The organism is Mesorhizobium sp. WSM4836 (assembly GCF_055811815.1).
Map to the genome: position 1 here is coordinate 90,309 of NZ_JBVVQF010000013.1, position 22,563 is coordinate 112,871.

At 63.6% G+C, this 22,563-nt stretch carries 21 protein-coding genes and 1 pseudogene; 11 read left to right on the forward strand and 11 right to left on the reverse strand.

Going from position 1 to position 22,563, the window contains the following annotated elements:
* Nucleotides 1–70: 70 nt before the first annotated feature.
* From AC0L2P_RS16905 to AC0L2P_RS16925, 5 genes are all read right to left on the reverse strand, one after another.
* Complete coding sequence (locus tag AC0L2P_RS16905; RefSeq protein WP_473502464.1) at nucleotides 71–1,243, reverse strand: iron-containing alcohol dehydrogenase; 1,173 nt, start codon at nucleotides 1,241–1,243, stop codon at nucleotides 71–73.
* Between the two features lie 17 nt (nucleotides 1,244–1,260).
* Nucleotides 1,261–2,649, reverse strand: coding sequence for an aldehyde dehydrogenase family protein (locus tag AC0L2P_RS16910; RefSeq protein ID WP_473502465.1), 1,389 nt, complete (start codon nucleotides 2,647–2,649; stop codon nucleotides 1,261–1,263).
* A 183-nt stretch (nucleotides 2,650–2,832) separates the two neighbouring features.
* Nucleotides 2,833–4,203, reverse strand: coding sequence for a glutamine synthetase family protein (locus AC0L2P_RS16915; protein WP_473502466.1), 1,371 nt, complete (start codon nucleotides 4,201–4,203; stop codon nucleotides 2,833–2,835).
* 86 nt (nucleotides 4,204–4,289) lie between these two features.
* Nucleotides 4,290–5,852 (reverse strand): amino acid permease, encoded by a 1,563-nt coding sequence (locus tag AC0L2P_RS16920; RefSeq protein WP_473502467.1) that lies wholly within the window; start codon nucleotides 5,850–5,852, stop codon nucleotides 4,290–4,292.
* Nucleotides 5,853–5,873: 21 nt separating this feature from the next.
* Nucleotides 5,874–6,698, reverse strand: coding sequence for an N-formylglutamate amidohydrolase (locus tag AC0L2P_RS16925; RefSeq protein WP_473502468.1), 825 nt, complete (start codon nucleotides 6,696–6,698; stop codon nucleotides 5,874–5,876).
* Between the two features lie 145 nt (nucleotides 6,699–6,843).
* Here AC0L2P_RS16925 and AC0L2P_RS16930 point away from each other — a divergent pair, with 145 nt between their 5' ends.
* The 3 genes from AC0L2P_RS16930 (at nucleotide 6,844) to AC0L2P_RS16940 (ending at nucleotide 9,539) form a co-directional block, all read left to right on the forward strand.
* On the forward strand, nucleotides 6,844–7,671 hold the full coding sequence (locus AC0L2P_RS16930; RefSeq protein WP_473502469.1) for a MurR/RpiR family transcriptional regulator: 828 nt from the start codon (nucleotides 6,844–6,846) through the stop codon (nucleotides 7,669–7,671).
* Nucleotides 7,672–8,188: 517 nt separating this feature from the next.
* On the forward strand, nucleotides 8,189–9,004 hold the full coding sequence (locus AC0L2P_RS16935) for an SDR family oxidoreductase (protein WP_473502470.1): 816 nt from the start codon (nucleotides 8,189–8,191) through the stop codon (nucleotides 9,002–9,004).
* Between the two features lie 40 nt (nucleotides 9,005–9,044).
* Nucleotides 9,045–9,539 (forward strand): MaoC family dehydratase, encoded by a 495-nt coding sequence (locus AC0L2P_RS16940; protein WP_031211357.1) that lies wholly within the window; start codon nucleotides 9,045–9,047, stop codon nucleotides 9,537–9,539.
* 27 nt (nucleotides 9,540–9,566) lie between these two features.
* Here AC0L2P_RS16940 and AC0L2P_RS16945 read toward each other — a convergent pair whose 3' ends face one another.
* On the reverse strand, nucleotides 9,567–10,268 hold the full coding sequence (locus tag AC0L2P_RS16945) for a hypothetical protein (RefSeq protein ID WP_473502471.1): 702 nt from the start codon (nucleotides 10,266–10,268) through the stop codon (nucleotides 9,567–9,569).
* Nucleotides 10,269–10,458: 190 nt separating this feature from the next.
* Here AC0L2P_RS16945 and AC0L2P_RS16950 point away from each other — a divergent pair, with 190 nt between their 5' ends.
* Both AC0L2P_RS16950 and AC0L2P_RS16955 read left to right on the forward strand, forming a co-directional pair.
* Entirely contained in the window at nucleotides 10,459–11,100 is a 642-nt protein-coding gene (locus tag AC0L2P_RS16950) for a TetR/AcrR family transcriptional regulator (RefSeq protein ID WP_473502472.1), read from the forward strand.
* A 190-nt stretch (nucleotides 11,101–11,290) separates the two neighbouring features.
* Nucleotides 11,291–11,530: a DUF680 domain-containing protein gene (locus AC0L2P_RS16955; RefSeq protein ID WP_473502473.1), complete on the forward strand. Its 240-nt coding sequence runs from the start codon at nucleotides 11,291–11,293 to the stop codon at nucleotides 11,528–11,530.
* A 101-nt stretch (nucleotides 11,531–11,631) separates the two neighbouring features.
* Here the strand turns inward: AC0L2P_RS16955 and AC0L2P_RS16960 are convergent, their stop codons facing one another.
* The 5 genes from AC0L2P_RS16960 to AC0L2P_RS16980 all read right to left on the reverse strand — a co-directional run bounded on the left by AC0L2P_RS16960 (nucleotide 11,632) and on the right by AC0L2P_RS16980 (nucleotide 17,109).
* Nucleotides 11,632–11,856, reverse strand: a complete 225-nt coding sequence (locus AC0L2P_RS16960) for a hypothetical protein (protein WP_473502474.1) — start codon at nucleotides 11,854–11,856, stop codon at nucleotides 11,632–11,634.
* 53 nt (nucleotides 11,857–11,909) lie between these two features.
* A complete protein-coding gene (locus AC0L2P_RS16965) occupies nucleotides 11,910–12,485 on the reverse strand; it encodes a sarcosine oxidase subunit gamma (protein ID WP_473502475.1) in 576 nt (191 codons plus the stop codon).
* Nucleotides 12,478–15,471, reverse strand: a complete 2,994-nt coding sequence (locus tag AC0L2P_RS16970; RefSeq protein WP_473502476.1) for a sarcosine oxidase subunit alpha — start codon at nucleotides 15,469–15,471, stop codon at nucleotides 12,478–12,480. Before AC0L2P_RS16970 ends, AC0L2P_RS16965 begins: the two co-directional genes overlap by 8 nt.
* Nucleotides 15,468–15,764 (reverse strand): sarcosine oxidase subunit delta, encoded by a 297-nt coding sequence (locus AC0L2P_RS16975; RefSeq protein WP_023719025.1) that lies wholly within the window; start codon nucleotides 15,762–15,764, stop codon nucleotides 15,468–15,470. The genes AC0L2P_RS16970 and AC0L2P_RS16975 overlap by 4 nt, the downstream gene beginning before the upstream one ends.
* A gap of 91 nt (nucleotides 15,765–15,855) precedes the next feature.
* Nucleotides 15,856–17,109, reverse strand: coding sequence for a sarcosine oxidase subunit beta (locus AC0L2P_RS16980; protein WP_473502477.1), 1,254 nt, complete (start codon nucleotides 17,107–17,109; stop codon nucleotides 15,856–15,858).
* A 245-nt stretch (nucleotides 17,110–17,354) separates the two neighbouring features.
* Here AC0L2P_RS16980 and AC0L2P_RS16985 point away from each other — a divergent pair, with 245 nt between their 5' ends.
* The 6 genes and pseudogenes from AC0L2P_RS16985 to AC0L2P_RS17010 all read left to right on the forward strand — a co-directional run.
* Entirely contained in the window at nucleotides 17,355–18,113 is a 759-nt protein-coding gene (locus AC0L2P_RS16985; RefSeq protein ID WP_473502478.1) for an SDR family oxidoreductase, read from the forward strand.
* A 97-nt stretch (nucleotides 18,114–18,210) separates the two neighbouring features.
* Complete coding sequence (locus AC0L2P_RS16990) at nucleotides 18,211–18,597, forward strand: SET domain-containing protein (RefSeq protein WP_473502479.1); 387 nt, start codon at nucleotides 18,211–18,213, stop codon at nucleotides 18,595–18,597.
* Between the two features lie 265 nt (nucleotides 18,598–18,862).
* Complete coding sequence (rpsU, locus tag AC0L2P_RS16995) at nucleotides 18,863–19,135, forward strand: 30S ribosomal protein S21 (protein WP_023675331.1); 273 nt, start codon at nucleotides 18,863–18,865, stop codon at nucleotides 19,133–19,135.
* A 161-nt stretch (nucleotides 19,136–19,296) separates the two neighbouring features.
* Nucleotides 19,297–20,142, forward strand: a complete 846-nt coding sequence (locus AC0L2P_RS17000) for a tetratricopeptide repeat protein (RefSeq protein WP_473502480.1) — start codon at nucleotides 19,297–19,299, stop codon at nucleotides 20,140–20,142.
* Between the two features lie 136 nt (nucleotides 20,143–20,278).
* On the forward strand, nucleotides 20,279–20,752 hold the full coding sequence (locus AC0L2P_RS17005; protein WP_473502481.1) for a DUF992 domain-containing protein: 474 nt from the start codon (nucleotides 20,279–20,281) through the stop codon (nucleotides 20,750–20,752).
* 381 nt (nucleotides 20,753–21,133) lie between these two features.
* Nucleotides 21,134–22,561 (forward strand): annotated as a pseudogene (locus AC0L2P_RS17010) (MFS transporter); the annotation flags it as partial.
* Between the last annotated feature and the right edge of the window lie 2 nt (nucleotides 22,562–22,563).

Consider the following 22,563-nt stretch of genomic DNA (forward strand, 5'->3'; position numbering starts at 1 on the left):
CTTGCCTGTCATCCTTTCCCCCCTTTCTTCGCCTCTTTTCCAAAGTGGATTGGCAATGCTGAAGTTTGTCTCAGACCGCGCCGGCGATGGCGTTCTCGAGCAGCGTCAGCGCCGCCTTCCTGGTCAGCTTGACCGGGTTGCCGCCGGCGGTCGGGTCGACCACCGCCATGTCGGCGATCAGGCCCTTGCGTTTCTTGTCCATGTCGAGCCCCTTGATAAGGCCGGGCAGTGCGTGCGGCACCTTGAGCTCCTTGCGCAGCTTGACGATCGCCTTGGCAAAGCCGTCGAAGCCGCCCTTGATGCCGCAATAGGCGGCGAGCCGGGCGATGCGCGGCTCGATCGCCTCGCGGTTGAAGGCCAGTACGTAGGGCATGAACACGGCGTTGGTCATGCCGTGGTGGGTGTCGTAGAGCGCGCCGATCGGATGCGACAGCGAATGGATGGCGCCAAGCCCTTTCTGGAAGGCGGCGGCCCCCATGGCGGCAGCGCTCATCATGTTGGCGCGGGCGACCAGGTCCTTGCCGTTGGCATAGGCTTTCGGCAGGTTTTCGAAGACCAGCCTGATGCCTTCCACGGCGATGCCGTCGGCCATCGGGTGATAGCCCGGCGCGCAATAGGCTTCGAGGCAGTGGGCAAGCGCATCCATGCCGGTGCCGGCGGTGATGAAGCCGGGCATGCCGACCGACAGCTCCGGATCGGCAATGACGATCGCCGGCAAGAGTTTCGGATGGAAGATGACCTTCTTGGTGTGGGTCGCTTCATTGGTGATGACGCCGGCGCGGCCGACTTCCGAGCCGGTGCCGGCCGTGGTCGGCACGGCGATGATCGGCGCGATCGCATCGGCATCGGCGCGCGTCCACCAGTCGCCGACATCCTCGAAATCCCAGACCGACCGTGTCTGCCCGGCCTGGAAGGCGATCAGCTTGCCGAGGTCGAGCGCCGAGCCGCCGCCAAAGGCGATGACGCCGTCATGCTTGCCCTTCTTGAACACGGCGATGCCGGCGGTCAGGTTGGAATCGACCGGGTTCGGCTTGACCTCGGAAAACACGCCATACGGCACCTTGGCGTCGTCGAGGATCTTCAGCGTCGAGGCCACCACCGGCAGTCTGGCCAGTCCCGGATCGGTGACGAACAGCGGCCGCTTGATGCCGGTCGCCGCCAGCACCTCCGGCAATTCCCTAATGCGCCCGGCGCCGAAGCGGACGGTCGTCGGGTAGTTCCATTTGGAAACGAGTTTTGTCATTTTTGTCTTTCAGAAAATCAGATGGCTTCGCGCAGATGGTATGATTTCGGCCTGGTCAGGTTGTCGTAGCCGATGGCCGACAGTGCCGCGCCCTTGCCGGTGTCCTTGACGCCGGTCCAGACCAGCGCCGGGTCGAGATAGTCGCAGCGGTTCATGAACACCGTGCCGGTCTCGACGCGGTCGCCGATCGCCGCAGCATGGTCGGTGTCGCGCGTCCAGATCGAGGCCGTCAGCCCATAGGGGCTGTCGTTCATCAGCGCGATCGCTTCCTCGTCGTTGCGCACCTTCATGATGCCGACGATCGGGCCAAAGCTTTCCTCGCGCATGACGCTCATCTGATGGTCGACCTGGGTCAGCACTTCGGGCGCCAGATAGGGCGAACCTTGCCTGTCGTTGGCCACCTTCATATTGATGTGCGCCCTGGCGCCCTTGCGCAACGCCTCGGCCTTCTGCTCGCGGATCAGGTCGGCGAAGCGCGCTTGCGCCATCGGCCCCATGGTGGTCGCCTGGTCTAGCGGATTGCCGACGACGTAGTTCGTCGTCTCGGCGATGAAGCCCTCGACGAATTCATCGTAGACCTTCTCGTGGACATAGACGCGCTCAATGCCGCAGCAGCACTGGCCCGAATTGTAGAAGGCGCCGTCGACCAGATTGGCAACGGCATGGTCCATCTTGGCGTCCGGCAGCACATAGGCCGGATCCTTGCCGCCGAGTTCGAGGCCGAGCGTCATGAAGGTGCCCGCCGCCGCCTTTTCGATGGCGCGGCCGCCGGCGACCGAGCCGGTGAAGTTGACGTGGTCGATCTTGCCGGAGCCGAGCAGCCTTTCGGTCTGCGCGTGATTCATGACGAGGTTCTGGAACAGGCCCTTGGGCAGGCCGGCTCTGTCGAACGCCTGCTGAAACCGTTCGCCGACCAACAATGTCTGCGCCGCGTGCTTGAGGATGACGGCGCTGCCCGCCATCAGCGCCGGGACGATGGTGTTGACGGCGGTAAGATAAGGATAGTTCCACGGCGCGATCACCATGACCACGCCGAGCGGCACCTTCTTCACATAGCGGCGAAAGCCCTCCTTCGGGTTGGAGGCCATGACCGGCTTCAGTGCCGCCTCGGCGATCTCGACCATGTAGGAGACGCGCTCCCTGACGCCGCCGAACTCGCCGCCATAACGCACCGGCCGGCCCATCTGCCAGGCGATCTCCGGCACGATCTCGTCGGTCATCGCGACCAGCGCCTCCAGCATGGCAAGCATGTACTTGCCGCGCTCGACGACCGGCGTCTGCGCCCACTTCTCCTGCGCCGTCTTGGCGCGCTCGACCGCGGCACCGATCGCCTGGTCCGTGGCCAGAGGCCGTTCGGCATAGATCGAACCGTCGACGGGGGATTTTATCTTGACCGTTTCGGTCATTCCTTGGATCCTCGCATTCTACAATAATTCTCGTTGGTCACGCCGCCCCTCATCCGCCTGCCGGCACCTTTCCGCCTATGGTGACGGAGAAGGGACAAGCTCCAGCGCTGGCGACCCCGCTCTCCCCGTTCTTCACGAGAGGGTAAAGGTGAGGGGCGGGCGGCGCCGACATTGCCAGGTCATTTAATACCGCTCGAACCCCCTGTGCAGTTCCCAGTCCGTAATCCGGCGGTCGTATTCGAACTGTTCCCAGTGTGCCGTGTGGACGTAATGTTCCAGCACATCGTCGCCGAGCGCCTGCCTCAGCATCTTCGATTCCACCAGCGTCGCGGTTGCGTCGCGCAATGTCTTTGGAATTTCGGGCAGCTGCGAGGCCTGGTAGGCATCACCGACGAAAGGCTTCTGCAGCTCAAGCTTTTCATCGATGCCGGCAAGCCCGGCAGCGATCAGCGCGGCGAAAGCCAGATAGGGGTTCAAATCGGCGCCGCCGATCCGGCATTCCATGCGGATGCCCTTGGTGCCCTCACCGCAAAGACGGAAACCGGCGGTGCGGTTGTCCTCGCTCCACATGATCTTGGTCGGCGCAAAGGTGCCGGCCTGGAAGCGCTTGTAGGAATTGATGTAGGGCGCCAGGAACCAGGTGAATTCCTTGGCATATTTGAGCTGGCCGGCCGCCCATTGCTGGCCGAGCGTCGACAGCGTCCACTCGGCATTTTTGTCGTAGAACAATGGCGTCTTGCCGTCGGCGCTCCACAGCGAATTATGGATGTGGCTGGAATTGCCGGCGAGCCCGTAATTGTACTTGGCCATGAACGAGATCGCCTTGCCTTCGGACTCGGCGATTTCCTTGGCGCCGTTCTTCAGGATGACGTGGCGGTCGGCCATGTCGAGCGCCTCGGCGTAGCGGACATTGATCTCTTCCTGGCCGGGACCCCACTCGCCCTTCGAATTCTCGATCGGGATGCCGGCCGCCTCCATCTCGTTGCGCAGCCGGCGCATGACGCCTTCTTCCTTGGTGGTGATGCCGATCTGGTAGTCGCCGATGTAGGGCGATGCGGTATCGAGGCCCTGCCAGTGCTTCTTGCGGGCGGAATCGTAGGTTTCACTGAACAGATAGAATTCGAGCTCGGAAGCGAAATAGCCGATATAGCCGCGTTCCTGCAGCCGCTTGACCTGCTTCTTCAGCATGGCGCGCGGCGAATGCGCCAGGTCGTCATGAGTATGGTGGTCGAGCACGTCGCAGATCACCAGCGCCGTCTTCTCCAGCCACGGAACGCGCCGCAGCGTCGCAAGGTCCGGCTTCATGACGAAATCGCCATAGCCCTTCGACCAGCTCGCCGCCTTGTAGCCGGGCACCGGTTCCATATCGATGTCGGCGGCCAGCAGGTAGTTGCAGCCATGCGTCTCGTCATGCGCGGAATCGACGAAATAGCGGGCCAGGAACCGCTTTCCCGCAAGCCGCCCCTGCATGTCGACGATGCAGGCCAGCACCGTATCGACCTCGCCGCTGGAGACCGCTTGCTTCAACTGATCGAACGAGAAATTTCCGGCCATTCCTCTGGCACTCCAGCGCTTGTCGTTTGAAAAGGGGACGAAAACCATGGCCGGCGCGATGCCGGCCATGGTCGTGAGAGGGAGCGTCAGGCGCCAGCTTCGCCGACAGCCATCTCGGCTGCCTTAATCGCCGCCTGGCGCTTTGCGATCTGGTCGCCAATGGGCGGACCCTGGAAGCGGCGGGCTTCGAAACCGAACCAAAGCACCGCGGTCAGTACAATGAAGCCCAGGGTGATATAGAGCACTTTGTCGTTAGGCGGCTGGATGGCGATGTAGAAGATGATTGCCATGCCGACGACCGACAGGATGCAAATCAGCTTGAACGGGCCGGCGCCAAGATTCCATGGACCGGGATTCGGCCATTTCGCCGTTCCGAAAGTCATCATGCCGAGCACGATCGGAATGATGAATGACAGGAACAGGAACACCAATGTCGAATTGACGACGATGGTATAGATGTTGGTGCCGCCGACAGAGATGAACTGGGCAAGAAAGACATAGATGATCTCGAGCACCGCAGCCGTCCAGATCGCATTGACCGGCGTGCGCCAGGCCGGGCTGACCTTGGCTAGCGAGGCCGAGCCGACCGGCATGCCGCCATCGCGAGAGAAGGCAAAGAGCATGCGCGAGGCTGAGGTGACCGTTGCGAGACCGCAGAGGAACTGCGCGATCAGGATGCCCAGATAGAGCAATGTCTTCAGCCACGCCGGCAAGATCGCGTCCATCGTCGCGAAGAACACGCTCCAGCCTTGCTTGGCCCCGGCCGCCAGATCCGGGATCGCGAGTACGATCGCGCACAGCATTACCCAGCCGATCAGCGACGACCAGAGCACCGATGAAACGATCGCCCGCGGAACCGAATGCGCCGCCCTCAATGTTTCTTCCGAAGTATGCGCCGAGGCGTCATAGCCGGTGATGGTGTAAACCGGCAGCAGCAGGCAGAGCAGGAAGAGATACGTCATGGAGTCGGACTGCGGGAAAACGCCGCCGCCCGCATCGCCCGAATAGTTCGTGAACGTCCACAGCCGGGTGATGTCGATCGCTGGAGCAAACATCAGGCAAGCGACGATCAGCACCGCCGTCGTTGCCAGGATCAGGAAGCCGGAGGCGTCCGTCAGCATAGCCGTCAACTTGATGCCGAAATGATTGAGCAGCGCCTGCAACACGGTGATGAAGGCGACAAACCCGACGATCTCGCCAGGCGTACCGGTCATGCCGAAGGCTCCGCCGAACGTGCCGACGAAGAAGAAAGCAGTACCGATGTTGATCGCGCCGAGCACGGTGATCAGGCCGAGCAAATTGAGCCATGCGGTGAGCCAACCGGTGAAACGATTCCCCAGAATGGATGCCCAGTGATAGAGGCCGCCTGCGGTCGGAAATGCCGAGGCGATCTGGGCCACAGCAAGCGCAAAAAATCCTGAAACCATGCATCCGACGATCCAGCCGATGCCAGCGCCAGCGCCACCGATCGACGATGTCGCCTGCGCGAAGGAATTGATGCCGCCAGAGAGGATGCAGATGATCGAGAAGGAGATCGCGAAATTCGAGAAGCGGCTCATGCTTCTCGACAGTTCCTGGGCATAGCCCATTCCGTGGAGAACTTTCAGGTCCTCCTTCTTGTCAACTTCGGTATAACCCGGTGCTACCATTTTGAAGTCCCCTTTGGTTTCTTAGCTGGCCGATTGAATTGACTTTCCGACTGCGCTTGGTCTGGGGCCCTTGGCCGCCTCGGGCTCCAGATTGAGAAAAATACCCGCGAGCAGATCCGCCCATTTCCGCTGCCCGGCTGCGCCGGAGATCTCGTCGTTGCGGATTTCGACCATGGCGCAGGGCAGCCCCCGCGAGCGGGCATGGCGTTCCAGCGTGAAATAGACGCGGTCGGCCGGCGAATAGGGTTCGTTGACGCCGACGGTGACGCCGGCAAGCTGCTTCAGCGCCCCGATCAGCGGCGCCGCCAGCCGGCGGTCCTCGTCATGGATGATGCCGATGTGCCAGGGCCGGCTGCTGCCCTTGTAGACCGGCGTGAAGGAATGGATCGAGACCAGCCGCGTCTCCCGCCCGGCCGCCAGGCGCTCGTCAATAATCGTCGCGATCCGGTCGTGGAACGGCCGCCACGCCAGCGCAATGCGCGCCTCCCGCTCGTCGGCCGAAAGTCCCTGGTTGGCCGGAATCATGGTTTTTTCGCTGGCGCTGACCGTCACTATCAGGTCCGGCGCGTCGAGCGGCCGGTTGCAGTCGATGACGAGCCGCGAGATGCAGGTCTCGACCAGCGTCGCATCGAGCGCCTCGGCCATGCGGCGCGCCACCGGCAAGGCTCCGGGATCCCAGGCTATGTGGCGGGAAAGCTCCTCGGCGGCAAGGCCGAGCGTTCCGAATTCCGGGGGCAGGAAATTGGAGGCGTGGTCGCAGGTCAGCACGAAGGGGCTTGATCCGCCGGGGTTCGTCACCCTTACGGTCTCAGGCGATGCAAGGCTGGCGGGCCGTGCTGTCTCCATTGTCTGCTGTCCCCGGGGAGCGCTGTATCGTATGTTACGTATTTTGCCTCATTGCGTCCCTGCGGATGATTTCATACAGTTTGCCCGGCTTTGTCAAACGCGATTTCGATAACGCGGCAACGACCCGGGCAGGGTGGGGAAAAACATGGTTTCCAGCATTGCCGAACTGATCTCCGACCGTATCGGCACCATGCCGGCCGGCGAGCGGCGCGCAGCGCAAACGCTGATCGCCAGCTATCCGCTGATCGGGCTGAAGACGGTCGCCGAATTCTCGACCACGGCCGGCGTATCGTCGCCGACGATCCTGCGTTTCGTCGCCCGGCTCGGCTTCCAGAATTATCCGGAATTCCAGTCGGCGCTGCAAGACGAGCTGGCGGCGCAATTGCAGTCGCCGGCGTCACGGACGCTCAATCCGCCGTCGCCGGGCAGCAGCGCCGTTTCGCCGATGCTGGAGGCGACGCTCGACAATCTGCGCGAGACATTCCGGCATCTCTCGGACAAGCAGCTTGCCGACATCGTCGCCAAGCTTGCCGACCGGCGCGGCAAGACATTCCTGATCGGCGGCCGCTTTACCGACCCGCTGGCGCGCTACATGGCCGCCCACCTCGCTATCATCCAACCCGACGTCTTCCATCTCGCCGGCCAGGAAAGCGTCTGGCGCGACCGGCTGATCGACATGGGCAAGCGCGACGTGCTGGTGATCTTCGACATCAGGCGCTACCAGGAAAGCCTGGTCCGTTTCGCCGAGACCGCCAACCAGCGCGGCGTGCAGATCGTCCTGTTTACCGATCAGTGGCTGTCGCCGATCGCCCGCTTCGCCCGCCACGTCATAGCGGGCCGCACCGCCGTGCCTTCGGCCTGGGACTCATCCGCCGCACTTTTCGTCGTTGCCGAGACGCTGATCGGCGCCGTCACAAGGCAGCTTGAGGCCGACGGCGCCAAACGCATCCGCGAGCTGGAGAACCTGCGGTAGCGCAGTACCTCGGAAAGGCATGCCCTTCGCTTCGGCCTAGTCCATTAAGAAACTGATCATCTGTAGGATCAGGATCAGCAAAAAAACGCCAAAGACAGATGCAAAGACCGCTGCCAGCAGGACGGTGCGTTGTTTCTTACCCATAGCTTTCGCCTTGAAAGCGTAGTCCCCGTCCACGAATACGAACGTCAGTCTCGCCCCACTGCTTGGCCACCCTCGCGACTCCTCAAGACCCGCCTGCGGCTCGGCGGAGGAGTAATGACGACTGGTTCACGCGCGAAATGAACAGCTTACCAAGGTGCTCGCTAACGGGGATGGCCGCATCATTCATCCGACCCATGTCACGGCCGAATGAACACCTTGCATTTCGGACTTAACCATCCAGCCGCTAAGCGTGTCATAGCCCCGCTCCAGCTACATTACCCATGGCAAGCATGATCGAAGTTCGGCTAGCCTTGTCGACGTGAAGCCGCTTCCTTGAACCAGCAAAAACGCGGTGAACTGCGGGAGGAATTCAATGAACTATCTGGACGAGCTGTTCTCGGTCGCCGGCAAGACGGCGCTGGTCACCGGCGCCGCCACCGGCATCGGCCGCATGGCGGCGACCGCTCTGATCAAGGCCGGCGCCTCGGTGATGATCGCCTCGCGCAAGGGCGAGGACTGCGTCAGGGTAGCCGGCGAGTTGAACGGCCTTGGCGCCTCCGGCCGGGCCGAGGGTTTCGCCGCCGACGTCTCCAGCGAGGCCGGCATTGCGGCGCTCGTAGCCGAGGTCAGGACACGGACCGAGCGGCTGCATATCCTGGTCAACAATGCCGGCATCTCCTGGGGCGCGCCGCTGGAAAGTTTTCCCTACCATGCCTGGGCCAAGGTGTTCGGCGTCAACGTCACCGCAGTCTTCCACTTGACTCGCGAATTGCTGCCTCTGCTCGAAGCCGCCGCCAGCGATGCCGACCCCGCCCGGGTGATCAATCTGGGATCGGTGATGGGCACGCAGCCGCTGGCCGAAGACGCTTACTCCTACTCGGCCTCGAAGGCTGCGGTTCACCACCTGACGCGCATCCTGGCGATCGAATTCGCCGGCCGCCGCATCACCGTCAACGCCTTTGCGCCCGGCCCTTTCCAGAGCCGGATGACGGCCTTCGCCACCGGCACGGAAGACCAAGCAAGACGTGTCGGCAACCATGTTCCGATCGGCCGCATCGGCACACCGGATGACATTGCCGGCGCAACGCTCTATTTGTGCAGCCGTGCCGGCAGCTATGTCACAGGCGCCACCCTGCCGATCGATGGCGGGCAGTCGGCGCAACACGGGCTGACATTGTTCAAGGAATGAGACGCACGCCATCCGGCGAGTGAAATGCCCGGGGGTGAAGATGGAGGACATCAGCGTGGAACCGATCAGTCTCGATGTGCTTCTGGCCAATGTCGGCAAGGAAGTCGGCGTGTCGCCATGGCGAGTGGTCACCCAGCGCATGATCGACCAGTTCGCCGATGCCACCGACGACCATCAGTTCATCCATTGCGATCCGGAACGCGCCAGCCGCGAGACGCCATTCGGCGGCACGATCGCACACGGCTTCCTGTCGCTTTCGCTGTTGTCGGCGATGACCTTCGAAACCATGCCGCCGCTGGAAAACAGCAAGATGGGCGTCAATCACGGCTTCGATTCACTGCGCTTCCTGGCGCCGGTGAAAACCGGCTCGCGCATCCGCACCCGCTTCGTGCTGGCCGACGTCAAGGTCAGGCCGTCGGGCTGGGTGCAGACGGCGCACGACGTCACGATCGAGATCGAGGGCTCGAAAAAACCGGCGCTGACTGCGCGCTGGCTGACGCTGACGCTGATCGAACGCCAGCCGGAAGCGGTTTGACTGGCAACCGAGCCTGGAAATCCAAGTCTATTGGGCTTCGGCCGCGACGTACTTCATGTGGCGGCTGACCTGCAGCGCAATGTAGACGACCAGTGAGCAACTGATCGGGAACACGGTCTCGTTGAGGCCGGTTGCGATAGCCTGTGGCGGTGCCAGAGCAGCGTCGTTCGCCGCGGCCGTCTCGATCGTCAGCACCGTGATGCCGCCGCCGAATACCGCGCCTATCAGGGCGCCTGCCAGCGCGAAATGGAGCGGACGGGGTTCTTCCTTCGACGCCAGCGACGCCAGTATCCAGCCGAGCAGCCCATATTCGATCGCCCGCAGCACACCCAGGGTGGTGAGCGACAGGATGGCCGGCTTCGCGGCCGCATCCAGCGCGCTGACCATCACCTTTTGCGTCCCTTTGGCGATGCCCATCGCCAGCGGCGCCGAAATCGCGCTGATTAAGCCGCCGAGCGAGGCTCGCACCTTGGTGAGCGCCGTGCCGAGGCTGACGCCGGCGCAGACGAAGAACGACCAGGTCACGCCTTGCGCCAGTTCGATCAGAACCTGCGTCGTCGCCGGGTAGGAACCTGCCGCAAATCTGACGGTCAGAGTGAGTGCCTCCATGGCGAAGCCGAGCGCGATCGCCAGCCATGCGACCATGACGACGCGCCTGAGCGCCATCCTGGCGCGATGGGAAAGCGGGTCCACGTCCGGCAGGCCGGACGAAAGCTCGGTCGGGGCCATGTTGGCCTCCCAGATCACAATTCTTGCAGAGACGCGAATTAGCCTTTGTCTGTAACAGTCCGATGTTGCCGGCTTTATTGCCGGTTACATCGTTTTGTGACAGTCAAGCTTCTGCTTCGCGCCAACCTTGCCCGACGCCGTACAGCGTATATATGCTGCATTCAGCCATCAGTCATAAGGCAGTAGAAAGTTGCAGCTAAGCGTCCAGGAGCGCCGCGAAAAACAAAAGGCCGAACTGCGTTCCGAACTTGTCCATGCCGCGCACCAGCTTGTCCAGGAAGAAGGCTATGACGGCCTCACCATCCGCAAGCTCGCCAAGCGCGTCGGCTATGCGCCGATGTCGGTCTATTCCTATTTCGCCGACAAGCAGGACATCCTGTTCGCCTTGGCCGAGGACGCGTTCGAGACCTTGGCCAGGCGCATCGCAAATCATACGGCCGACGACCCGATCGAGGCGCTCAAGGCGGTGCTTGTCGAATACGCCGCCTTCGGGCTTGAAAATCCCAACGAGTACCGCACCGTTTTCATGACCGAAAAAGTCAGGCCGCCGACCGGCAAGACCTTCGCCGAGATGGAGGGCGGCAACCCGGCGATGAAAGTGCTGATCGAGAGGGTCGAAGCCTGCGTTGCCGCCGGCAGGCTCAAAGGCGATCCACGCGCCATCGCCAGTATGCTGTGGGCGGTCGGCCATGGCGCCATCTCGCTGCTGATCACCTTCCCGTTCTACCCGTTCGGCGACCAGACGACGTTCATCACCCGGGTCGGCGACATCATGCTCGAAGCCATCGCTGCGCACGAGATCGCGCCGCTCACGCCGCCGGTCAACTGCTGAAGAGCGGCGCTTCTCCCGATCTGCAGGATCTTCCCCGAACGATCCGCGCCCCGGCGCCGAGGGTCCGGCGGTTCCTGCGCTCGACTTCTCCGTACATGTACGATTTTGCTTGAACTCCCTAGGTCCTGAGCGTATCTGTACGCAGTGCCGTACATGTACGTATCCAATAGCTGGAAACCGGAAACAGACCATGAAAAAGGCAATTCTCGCGTTCGCCGCCATGCTGGCGCTCTCCGGCGCCGCATCTGCCGGCAGCAATCAGACAGGCAAGCAGGAAGCGGCCTGCATCGACATCAAGACCGATGTGAAGCTCGATTGCGCGCCGACCGGATCGCTTGAAAAGGCGGATGCCGCGACCCACAAGGCCGGCAGCAAAGGCCCGAGGCTCGGCATCGGCATCGACCCGTGGATCATGCCAAGCAGCTTCTGAGCCGATCGGGCGACAAATTTGCGGTGAGGAACCGAAAGGGCGGCAACAATTTCCGGCCGCCCATCGTGCCGGCCTCAGCCCTGCTTATCAGGCCGTCCAGATCACTTCTTGCGCTTTTGTCCCGCCACGCTTTTGGGCTTGCCGGGTCTTGCCGGTGCGCCGGGAATGGCCGTTCCGGTGATCGACACCGGATCGCTGGCCGGGAATGTATCCTCGAGGCCCTCCTCGAGTTCCTCTTCGACATCCGTCTCAGTGCGCTGGTCGTTTTCGAAAGAGCGCACGGCCGGCGTCTTGGCCGGCGACTTCGGCGCAGAGTTCGACGGCATTTGCATTCTCCCTCGGCTCGCTGTCGCAGAACGGTCGGGCGCGGCGAATATGCCTATGCTGCCGCGTCGCGCGCTGCCTCCGACAGAAACGTAAAGACATAATCGGAAAAGGAACGCCAGCATTCGACGCGGAACGCGTCGGCCGCGGTGCGCAACAGCACGATTTCGACCTTGCCGAGAATGGTGCGCGACGCCGCCCCGACCGGAAAGGCGTCGAGCGACAAATCCTGCGGGCAGCCGGTATTGATCGTCGCCGCGGCAGCCGGACCGGTGGCCGATATGGCGACATTGCGGTGTGAGATGCCGACCGCTGAGTGCAGCGCGGAAATGCTGGCGCAGTCGGCAAGCGGATCTTTTCCGCTCTCGTCGATGACCAGCCATTCGTCCGGCCCGAGCCACAAGGCCGTGCGCCCATCCTTTGCCGCCGAGGTTTTCGGCCTTTGCGGCAGGACGACGCCGAGCGCTTTCGAAAGTGGTGCCATCGAGGCGTCCGGCGCGCGCAGCGATATGCGCTCGGCAGGCGGCAGCACGGCAAGTGTGACGCCGGCGGCGGAAAGCGACTGCCCAGCGAGCGCCGGACGGCGTTCGACCGACGGCCCGGCGGCGGTGTTCAAAGCGGCCTTAGCCATTGAGGCGCTCTCCCTTCTCATCGAAGAACACCATGCCGGTGACCTCCACCTCCACCACCCCGTTCGGCATCGGCACGTAGAGCGTCTCGCCCATGCGATCGCGGCCGCCGGCGACCAGCCCCAGTGCGATCGAGCGGTCGCAATTTTGCGACCAATAGCTCGAGGTGACATGGCCGATCATCTTCATCGGGATTGCCTGCTTCGGGTCCGCGACGATCTGCGCGCCCTCCTCCAGCACCACCTTGGGATCCCTGGTCTTCAGGCCGACAAGCTGCTTGCGGCCCTTGGCGACCAGATCCGGCCGCGCCATGCCGCGAATGCCGACGAAGTCGGTCTTCTTCTTGCCGACCGCCCAGTCGAGGCCGGCGTCGTTCGGCGTCACCGTGCCGTCGGTATCCTGGCCGACGATGACGTAGCCCTTTTCGGCGCGCAGCACATGCATGGACTCGGTGCCGTAGGCACAAGCGCCATGCTTCTGGCCCTCGGCCCATAGCGCTTCCCAGACCGCCTCGCCGTAATCGGCCGGCACATTGACCTCGAAACCGCGCTCGCCGCTGAACGACATGCGAAACAGCCTGGACGGTAGGCCGCAGATACGGCCTTCGCGCACCGACATATGCGGCAGCGCCTCGTCCGACATGTCGATGCCTTCGACCAGCGGCGCGATGATGTCGCGAGACTTCGGTCCCTGCACGGCGATGACCGCCCACTGTTCGGTGATCGAGGTCAGCCAGACGTTGAGATGGGGAAACTCGGTCTGGAGATAGTCCTCCATGTGGTTCATGACGCGCGGCGCGCCGCCGGTCGTCGTCGTCACGTGGAAACGGTCGGGTGCAAGCCTGCCTACGACACCATCGTCATAGATGAAGCCGTCCTCGCGCAGCATGATGCCGTAGCGGCAGCGGCCGGGCTCCAGCTTTTCCCATGGATTGGTGTAGAGCAGTTCCATGAATTTGGCCGCATCCGGCCCGACCACCTCGATCTTGCCAAGCGTCGAGGCGTCGAACAGGCCGGCTGTCTTGCGCACCGTGACGCATTCGCGGTCGACGGCCGCATGTATGTCCTCGCCCGGCTTCGGGAAGTACCAGGCGCGCTTCCACTGGCCGACATCCTCGAACATCGCGCCTTGACGCTCTGCCCAGGGATGGATCGCCGTCTTGCGGGTCGGGTCAAACAGGGGACCCCGCGCGTGCCCGACGATCGAGCCGAACGTCACCGGCGTATAGGGTGCGCGGAACGTCGTCAGCCCGACCTGCGGGATCGGCTTGCCCAACGTCTCGGCGGCAATCGCCAGGCCGTGCATGTTGGAGGTCTTGCCCTGGTCGGTCGCCATGCCGTTGGTGGTGAAGCGCTTGACGTGCTCGATCGAGCGCATGCCCTCATGCACCGCCTGGCGGATGTCCTTGGCGGTGACGTCGTTCTGGAAGTCGACGAACGCCTTTACCGTCGTATCCGCCCCGGCGCCGGGCGCCGCACCCAGCATGCCGCGCGACCAGCTCTCGCCGGCATCGACTTTCGGCTTGGTGCCCTTGGCTGGCTTGCTGCCGGCGTCCTTGGCAGCCTTGGCGCCCGCTGCATAAGCCTCGTCGATCGTCGCCGACAGCCCGTCGGTGCCGTTGCAGGCGCCGACCGATACGCAGTCCTGCGCATAAATTCCGGGCACGAAGCGCTTGGTCTCGTCGTTGAAGGCAACCTTGCCGCGCGATTGCGAGAACAGATGCACCGACGGCGTCCAGCCGGCCGACATCAGGATTGCGTCGACCGGCATGGTGCGCTCGCCGCCGCCATTCTTCGGCTGCACGGTCATCGACGACACCCGCAATTTGCCGCCGGCGCGGATCACCGCGCGGCCGAAATTGACCTCGATGCCGAGCGCCCTCGCCTCGTCGATCACCGCCCCGGTCGGATTGTCGCGCAGGTCGACGATCGCCGCCACGTTGATGCCGGCCCTCTTCAGGTCGATCGCCGCCGCATAGGCGGAATCGTTCGCCGTATATACGCCGACATTCCTGCCGACCGCGACGCCGTAATGGTTGAGATAGGTGCGCGCTGCCGACGCCAGCATGACGCCGGGACGGTCGTTGTCGGCAAACACCATGTGGCGCTCGATGGCGCCGGTCGCCAACACCATGCGTTTGGCGCGAACCTGCCACAGCCGCTCGCGCGGCAGGTCGCGGCCGGGGTTCTGCAGATGGTCGCTGACGCGCTCGACCAGCCCGACGAAATTCTGCGCGTAATAGCCGAAGGCCGTGGTGCGCGGCAGCACGCGGACATTGTCCATCGCGCTCAACTTGGCGACGGCGGATTGCGCCCAGGAAAAGCCGTCCTGGCGTTCGATCTTCGCCCCGCTCTCGAAGCGCAGGCTGCCGCCGAATTCCGCCTGCTCGTCGGCAAGGATGACGCGCGCGCCGGTCTCGGCCGCAGCCAATGCCGCGGCGATGCCCGCGGCGCCGCCGCCAAGCACCAGCACCTCGCAATGGGCGAAGCGCGCGGAATAATGGTCGGGGTCCGGCTGGTCGGGAGCGACGCCGAGGCCGGCGGCGGCCCGGATCTTGGGCTCGTAGAGGTTTTTCCATGCAGCCTTCGGCCACATGAAGGTCTTGTAGTAGAAACCGGCCGAAAGCATCGGCGAGGCGATGCTGCTGACCGCACCGATGTCGAAAGCGAGCGACGGCCAGCGGTTCTGTGACTGTGCCGTCAGCCCGTCATAGAGCTCTTGCACCGTGGCGCGGACGTTCGGCGTCTTGCGTGCCGCGTCACGTTTGATCTCGACCAGCGCGTTCGGCTCTTCGGCGCCGGCCGACAGAAAACCGCGCGGCCGGTGGTATTTGAACGAGCGGCCGACGAGATGGACACCATTGGCAAGCAGCGCCGAGGCCAGCGTGTCGCCCTCGATGCCGGTATAGGGGCGGCCGTCGAAGCTGAAGCCGGCTATCTTTGCCTGCTTGAGCCGCCCGGCGCCGGCAATGCGGAACGTGGCGCTCATTTGGCGGCTCCCGGCAGCTTCGCCGGCTTTGGCTCGCCGGCCTTGTAGGTCATCAGGAACCTGTCGCTGACGGTGTCACGCACGGCGTTGAAGAACCGCGCGCAGCCATGCATGTGCCGCCAGCGCTCATAGATGATCCCCTTGGGATTGGAGCGGATGAAGAAGAACTTTTCGAAATCGTCGTCGCTCTCGCCGGCGATGTTTGGGGAACGCGCAATATGCGCCTCGCCGGCGTTTCGGAATTCGAGCTCCGGACGCTCTTCCTCGCAATAGGGGCAGCGGATGAGAAGCATGGTTGGTCCTACAATTCGCCGTGGCCGACGTGAGCGCCGGCAGGTTGGTCGCAAAGCCTCTGGCGCAAGGTCACGAAGGGCGCCATCATCATCAGTGCGCCACCGCCGCTGCTGCCGCCTCGTCGATGAGGCGGCCGGTGCGGAAGCGCTCGATGGTGAAGGGCGCGTTGATCGGGTGGGGATCGTCCCTGGCGATCGTATGGGCAAAGACATGGCCCGAACCCGGCGTCGCCTTGAAGCCGCCCGTACCCCAGCCGCAATTGACATAGAGGCCGGGCACCGGCGTCTTGGCCAGGATCGGCGAACGGTCGGGCGTCACGTCGACGATGCCGCCCCACGAGCGCAGCATCTTCATACGCGTGAAGATCGGGAACATCTCGCAGATCGCGTCGAGCGTGTGCTGCAATATGTGCAGCCCGCCGGTCTGCGAATAGGAGACATACTGGTCGGTGCCGGCGCCGATGACCAGCTCGCCCTTGTCGGACTGCGAGATATAGGCGTGCACCGTGTTCGACATCACCACGCAAGGCACCACCGGCTTGACCGGCTCCGACACCAGCGCCTGCAGCGGATAGCTTTCCAGCGGCATGCGCACGCCGGCCATGTTCATGATCACCGAGGAATGACCGGCGGCGACGACGCCGACCTTCCTGGCGCCGATGAAGCCGCGCGTCGTCTCGACACCGGTGACCGCGCCGCTCGGCGCCCGCTGGACGCCGGTGACCTCGCAATTCTGGATGATGTGGACGCCGCGCGCCGAAGCGCCGCGCGCATAGCCCCAGGCAACCGCATCGTGACGCGCCGTGCCGCCGCGGCGCTGCAGGGCAGCACCCAGCACCGGGTAGCGCGCGTCGCGCGAAATGTTGAGCGGCGGGCAGAATTCCTTGGCCTCTTCCGGCGTCAGCCATTCATTGTCGATGCCGTTCAGCCGGTTGGCATGGACGTGCCGCTTCAGCACCTGGATGTCGTGGATGTTGTGGGCGAGCATCATGACGCCGCGCGGCGAATACATGACGTTGTAGTTGAGCTCCTGGCTCAGCCCGTCCCACAGCTTCAGCGCATGGTCATAGATGCCGGCGCTCTCGTCGTAGAGATAGTTGGAGCGGATGATCGTGGTGTTGCGGCCGGTATTGCCGCCGCCGAGCCAACCTTTTTCCAATACCGCGACGTTGGTGATGCCGTGCACGGTGGCAAGATAATAGGCGGTGGCCAGGCCATGGCCGCCGGCGCCGACGATGATGACGTCGTACTCCTTCTTCGGCTCCGGCGAGGACCACTGTTCCTCCCAACCCTTGTGGCCGCGCATGGCCTCCCGGGCGATTGCGAATACCGAGTATTTCTTCAACGTCGCAGGCCTCGCAAATAACGGCCGGGCAGATCAGCCACCCCCGGCGCGCGAGCTGTATCACTAGCGAAACCGCGCTGCCAGCCTTGCACTGTTTGCGACGGCGCTTGCCGTTTTGCGCCTTGGTGAAAACGACCCCAGCCAAACAACGAGGCGCGCAGGTATCGGGTGGCTCGCGCCGCCCTGATTTGCGACCAAGCATCCGATTGCCGGCAAGGGCCGGCGTAAAAAAGGATGCAGAAAAAATGCTCGCACTTATCAACAAAGTTGCCATCGTCACCGGTGCCAGCTCCGGCATCGGCCGCGCTACGGCCAAGCTGTTTGCCGAGCAGGGCGCCAAGCTGGTCGTCGCAGCCCGTCGCCAGGCGGAGCTCGATGCGCTGGTTGCCGAAATCGAAGACGCCGACGGCACCGCCATCGCTCTCGCCGGCGATGTCCGTGACGAAGCCTACGCGAAAGTCCTGGTCGACCTGGCGGTCGAGAAATTCGGCGGGCTCGACATCGCCTTCAACAATGCCGGTTCGGTCGGCAGAATGGGGCCGGTGTCGGAGCTGTCGCTGGACGGCTGGCGCGAGACGCTCGACACCAATCTGACCAGCGCCTTTCTCGGCGCGAAATACCAGGTGCCGGCGATGGTCGATCGCGGCGGCGGCTCGATGATCTTCACCTCCACGTTCGTCGGCTACACGGTCGGCATGCCCGGCATGACCAGCTATGCGGCGAGCAAGGCCGGACTGATCGGACTGACACAGGTGCTGGCCGCCGAATTTGGCGCCAAGGGCGTTCGAGTCAACGCGCTGCTGCCGGGCGGCACCGATACGCCTTCGGCGACATTCAAGACACCTGAATCCCGAGCCTTCGTCGAAAACCTGCATGCCTTGAAGCGCGTTGCCGAACCTGACGAGATCGCCCGCTCGGCGCTTTATCTGGCTTCCGATGCATCGAGCTTCACCACCGGCACCGCATTGTTCGCCGACGGCGGCGTCTCGATCACCCGGACGTGAAGCGTTTCGCGGTCCGCCAGCCGCAATGCCTGAAAACCGGTCTTGCTTTTTCCGGCGATTTGACGATTCCGTCTTCTCCACAAGACGGATTGGAAACATGCTGCTGATCAGGACCTATATCGCCGCAAGCGCAATCGAAGGCGTCGGCGTGTTCGCCGCCGAGCCGGTCCGGAAAGGCGCGCAGATTTGGCGTCTCGATCCGGACTTTGACCGGCTGATCCCGATGGAAAGATACGAGACGGCGCCGCCGCACCTTAAGGAATTGCTCGACAGATATGCCTATCCCAGCCCGGACCGGCCGGGCTTCATGGTCTATGAGGTCGACAATGGCCGCTTCATGAACCACGCCGACAGGCCGAACACCGACTTTTCCCAATATGGCGGCGCCACCGCGACCCGCGACATCGCCGCAGGCGAGGAGATAACCTGCGACTACGGCGAGTTCTTCGAGGGTTTCGAGCAGCTCCACCTGGCCACGGCGTAGCGGCGCTATTTAACCCCAACGCGAATTTTGTTCTTGCTTTGTGCCGGCAGCTATGCTACTAATTTGGCTATGGTACTGATTCACACCGAAGACCCGCCGCCGAGGCGGGTTTTTCGTTTCGGGGTCGGCACCACCTCTCAATCGGCTGTGGACAGCGCGCCTTGATTCTGCTATCAGCCGCCCCAATTCGTGGTATAACGCGCCGCGGAGGCTTGTGGCTATGGCCGCTTGCCTGTTGATTTCAACCCGAAAGACAGGATTGCACGTGCAGGTACTCGTCCGCGACAACAATGTTGATCAGGCGCTTCGCGCGCTCAAGAAAAAGATGCAGCGCGAAGGCATCTTCCGCGAAATGAAGATGCGCGGACATTACGAGAAGCCATCCGAGAAGCGCGCCCGTGAAAAGGCGGAAGCCGTGCGCCGCGCTCGGAAGCTGGCCCGCAAGCGCGCCCAGCGCGAAGGCCTGCTGCCGATGACGCCCCGTCCGGTCGCGGCCGGCGCTGCCGGTGCCGGTGCTCCGCGTCCGCCGCGGTTCTGACGTCAATTTTTCGTCCTTTTCCAAGGATATCCAAGGTGGCGCGATGCGGAATCGCCGCCACCTTTTTGTTGTGAGTTCGACCCGGTCCGAGAGGACCGGTTGGGAGAGATGCCGGTTCGGAGGGGGAACGGACCAGACGGCGCAGTAAGGACAGGGCAGACATGGACGCAATCACCGTAGAGCGCAGAACCGCGTGGCGCGGCTTCGCCCTGACGGCAGCCCTGCTTTCCGGGTTGGCGCTTGCCGGCTGCCAGAGCGTTCCGACCGGCGAGTTCAACAACATCGACAAGGCGCAAGCCTCGAGCGAGAACATCTCCTCGCTGTCAGCGGTGATCCAGCGCAACCCTCAGGATCCGGAAGCCTACAATGTCCGCGGCTCGGCCTATGGCCGCGGCGGCCAGTACCAGGCGGCGCTGAAGGACTTCAACACCGCCATCCAGCTCAATCCGAATTTTTACCAAGCCTATTCGAACCGGGCGCTCATCCAGCGCTTCCTCGGCGACCAGGCGGGCGCTCTAGCCGACTACAACCGCTCGATCCAGATCAATTCCAACTATGACGCCGCCTATATCGGCCGCGGCAATCTCTACCGCAAGGCGGGCCGGATCCAGGAAGCCTTCAACGATTTCCAGAAAGCCATCCAGCTCGACACGACCGACGCGCGCGCCTATCACAATCGCGGCTTGATCTATCAGAGCCAGGGCCAGCACGCCTTTGCCATCGAGGATTTCTCTACCGCCATTTCGCTGGCGCCGGACGCCTCCGAGCCTTACAACGGGCGGGGCCTCTCCTACCTTGCCATGAACGACGAGGACAATGCCTTCGCCGACTTCAATATGGCCATCAAGCTCGACGGCAAGAATGCCGAGGCTTGGTCCAATCAGGCGCTGATCTACGAGCGGCGCGGCGACAAGGTCAGGGCCGCGAAATCCTACCGCGAGGCAGTGCACCTCAATCCGACCTACCAGCCGGCCAAGGACGGCCTGGCCCGCACCAGCGCCGGCTGAGCGGCCGGTTAATCGGGCCTCCGTTTCCGCACTCCGACAACCCTGCGTTTAGCTTCGCCTTGCTGGCGCCAAGTTTTCGGCGGAACGCTCGGCGTGCTCAGCCGTTTGTACAAGGCAATTTCGAAAGGACCCTCCCATGATCAAGCAACTTGCCTGTGCCGCCGCACTTGCCACGACCGTCGTTGCCGCTCCCGCCAGCGCCGGCAAGCTCCAGCTCGGCGTGCTCGACTGCACCATCGACGGCGGCACGGCCTATCTCGTCACCTCCAACAAGGGTGTTTCCTGTGTCTTTCGTCCGCATCATGGCGGCCCCTCCGAAATCTATACCGGGGTGATTTCCAAGCTCGGCGTCGATGTCGGCCGGACGCATCAGGGCCAGCTGGCATGGGCGGTTCTGGCGGCGACCCGCAACCACGATGAAGGCGACCTTGCCGGCAGCTACTATGGCGTGAATGCCGAGGCCAGCGTGGTCACCGGTGGCGGCGCCAATCTCCTGGTCGGCGGCCTCGACAGCGCCTTTTCACTGCAGCCGCTCAGCGTCCAGGCACAGACCGGCGTCAACCTGGCGGTCGCCGTCACGTCGCTGGACCTGATCCACTCGTTCAAATAAGCGGCGTATAGCGGAGCTCCCGAGCGGCGGGGAGCGAAAATGTCGGCCTGCGAATAGCTGCCGAAAGCTCATGGATTCCGGGCGGCCCACTCCGCAGAGGATGAGCCGCCCTGATGTTCAAAGTTGCAGCGCTCCCAGGGTCTGGGCGACCGAAGATTGCGGCGATCCAATATTGCTTGCATCTTCGGCCTGACCAGAATCTCGACATCTCGCAACTGTGTCGCGCCGCATGATTTTTGCCATCCACTGCGCCAACGGCGATCAAAGAACCGCTTGAGCTCAACCGCCGTTGAGGTTTTACAAACCGCACTCGACCAGGCGCGCGAATCGCGCCTGAAGTGCCAAGGATGCTCTGGCTCGGCAGGGAATTCGGGGGTGGACATGACGACAACAAGCACAAACAGGGCCGATTGGCGCGCGCTGTGGACGAGCGGCGATCTGGCGCGCTTCTGCTTCATCAGCCTCGGCATCCTGCTGCACGCCACCAACGAAACGATGGTAGCAACGGTGATGCCGGCCATGGTCGGCGAGCTCGCCGGCGTGCAGCTGGTCGGCTGGTCGCTGGCGATCTACGAGCTCGGCGCCATCGTCGCCGGTGCGGCCGCCGGACGGCTGGTGAGCTATGTCGCGCTGCGCACCAACATGACGGTCGCCGCGATGCTCTATGCCGCCGGCGCGCTGGTCTGCGCCACCGCGCCTTCGATGCCGCTGTTCCTCTGCGGCCGCCTGATCGAAGGGCTCGGCGGCGGCGCGCTGGTGTCGCTGGCCTTCGTCTCGGTCGAGCGGCTGTTTGCCCGCGCGATCTGGCCGCAGCTTTTCGGCGTCATGTCGGCGATCTGGGGGGGCGCCGCCTTCAGCGGACCGGTGCTCGGCGCGGTCATGACCGAATTGCTGTCCTGGCGCTGGGCCTTCGGCGTCTTCACCCTCGGCGGCACGGCCATGGCGCTGGCAAGCTTCATCGTGCTTGATACACCTGAAGCAACAAGGCCGCAGGCGACCGGCGGCTCGGCGCCGTCCTTCCCCTTTGCGGCACTTGGCTGCCTCGCCGTCAGCGTCGTGCTGATTGCCACCGCCGGCGTCGACATCGCCCTGCTGCGCTCGTCGCTGCTGCTCACGCTCGGCCTGATCGGCCTGGCGCTATTCGTCTATGTCGACGCGCTGAAGCCGCGCTCGCGCCTGTTTCCGTCGCAGCTGTTTTCGTGGCGCTCGCCGGTCGGCGCGGGCATGACCATGGTTGCGGCGTTCTCGGTGGCGACCTGCTCGTTCGCGGTCTACGGGCCACTGCTCCTGACCAGCCTGCATGGCATTCCGATCCTCACCACCGGCTACATCATCGCCGCCGAATCGATCGCCTGGTCGATCCTGTCGATCCTCGTCGCCAATGCGCCACCGGAGCGCGAGCGGCTGATCATCGTCGGCGGCGCGCTGATGATCGCCACCGGCGTCGCCGGTTTCGCCTATACGGTGCCGGCAGGTTCGATCCCGTTGATCCTGCTTTGTGCCTTGCTGCAAGGTGGCGGTTTCGGCATTGCCTGGCCGTTCGTCACGCGTGTTATCGTGGCATCGGCGCGGGAAGGCGAGCAGACGATCGCCTCGGCCGGCGTGCCGACCATGCAGCGCATCGGTTATGCGGTGGGTGCGGCACTGACCGGCATCGTCGCCAACGCCAGCGGCTTTTCCGAAGGCCTGAACCGCGAGGCGGCGGCAAATGTCGCCACCTGGCTGTTCCTCGCGTTCGTGCCGCTCGGGATTCTGGGGTGCCTTGCCGCCTTGCGGATTTCGGGGCGAGCGACACGAAGCTGCCAATCTCC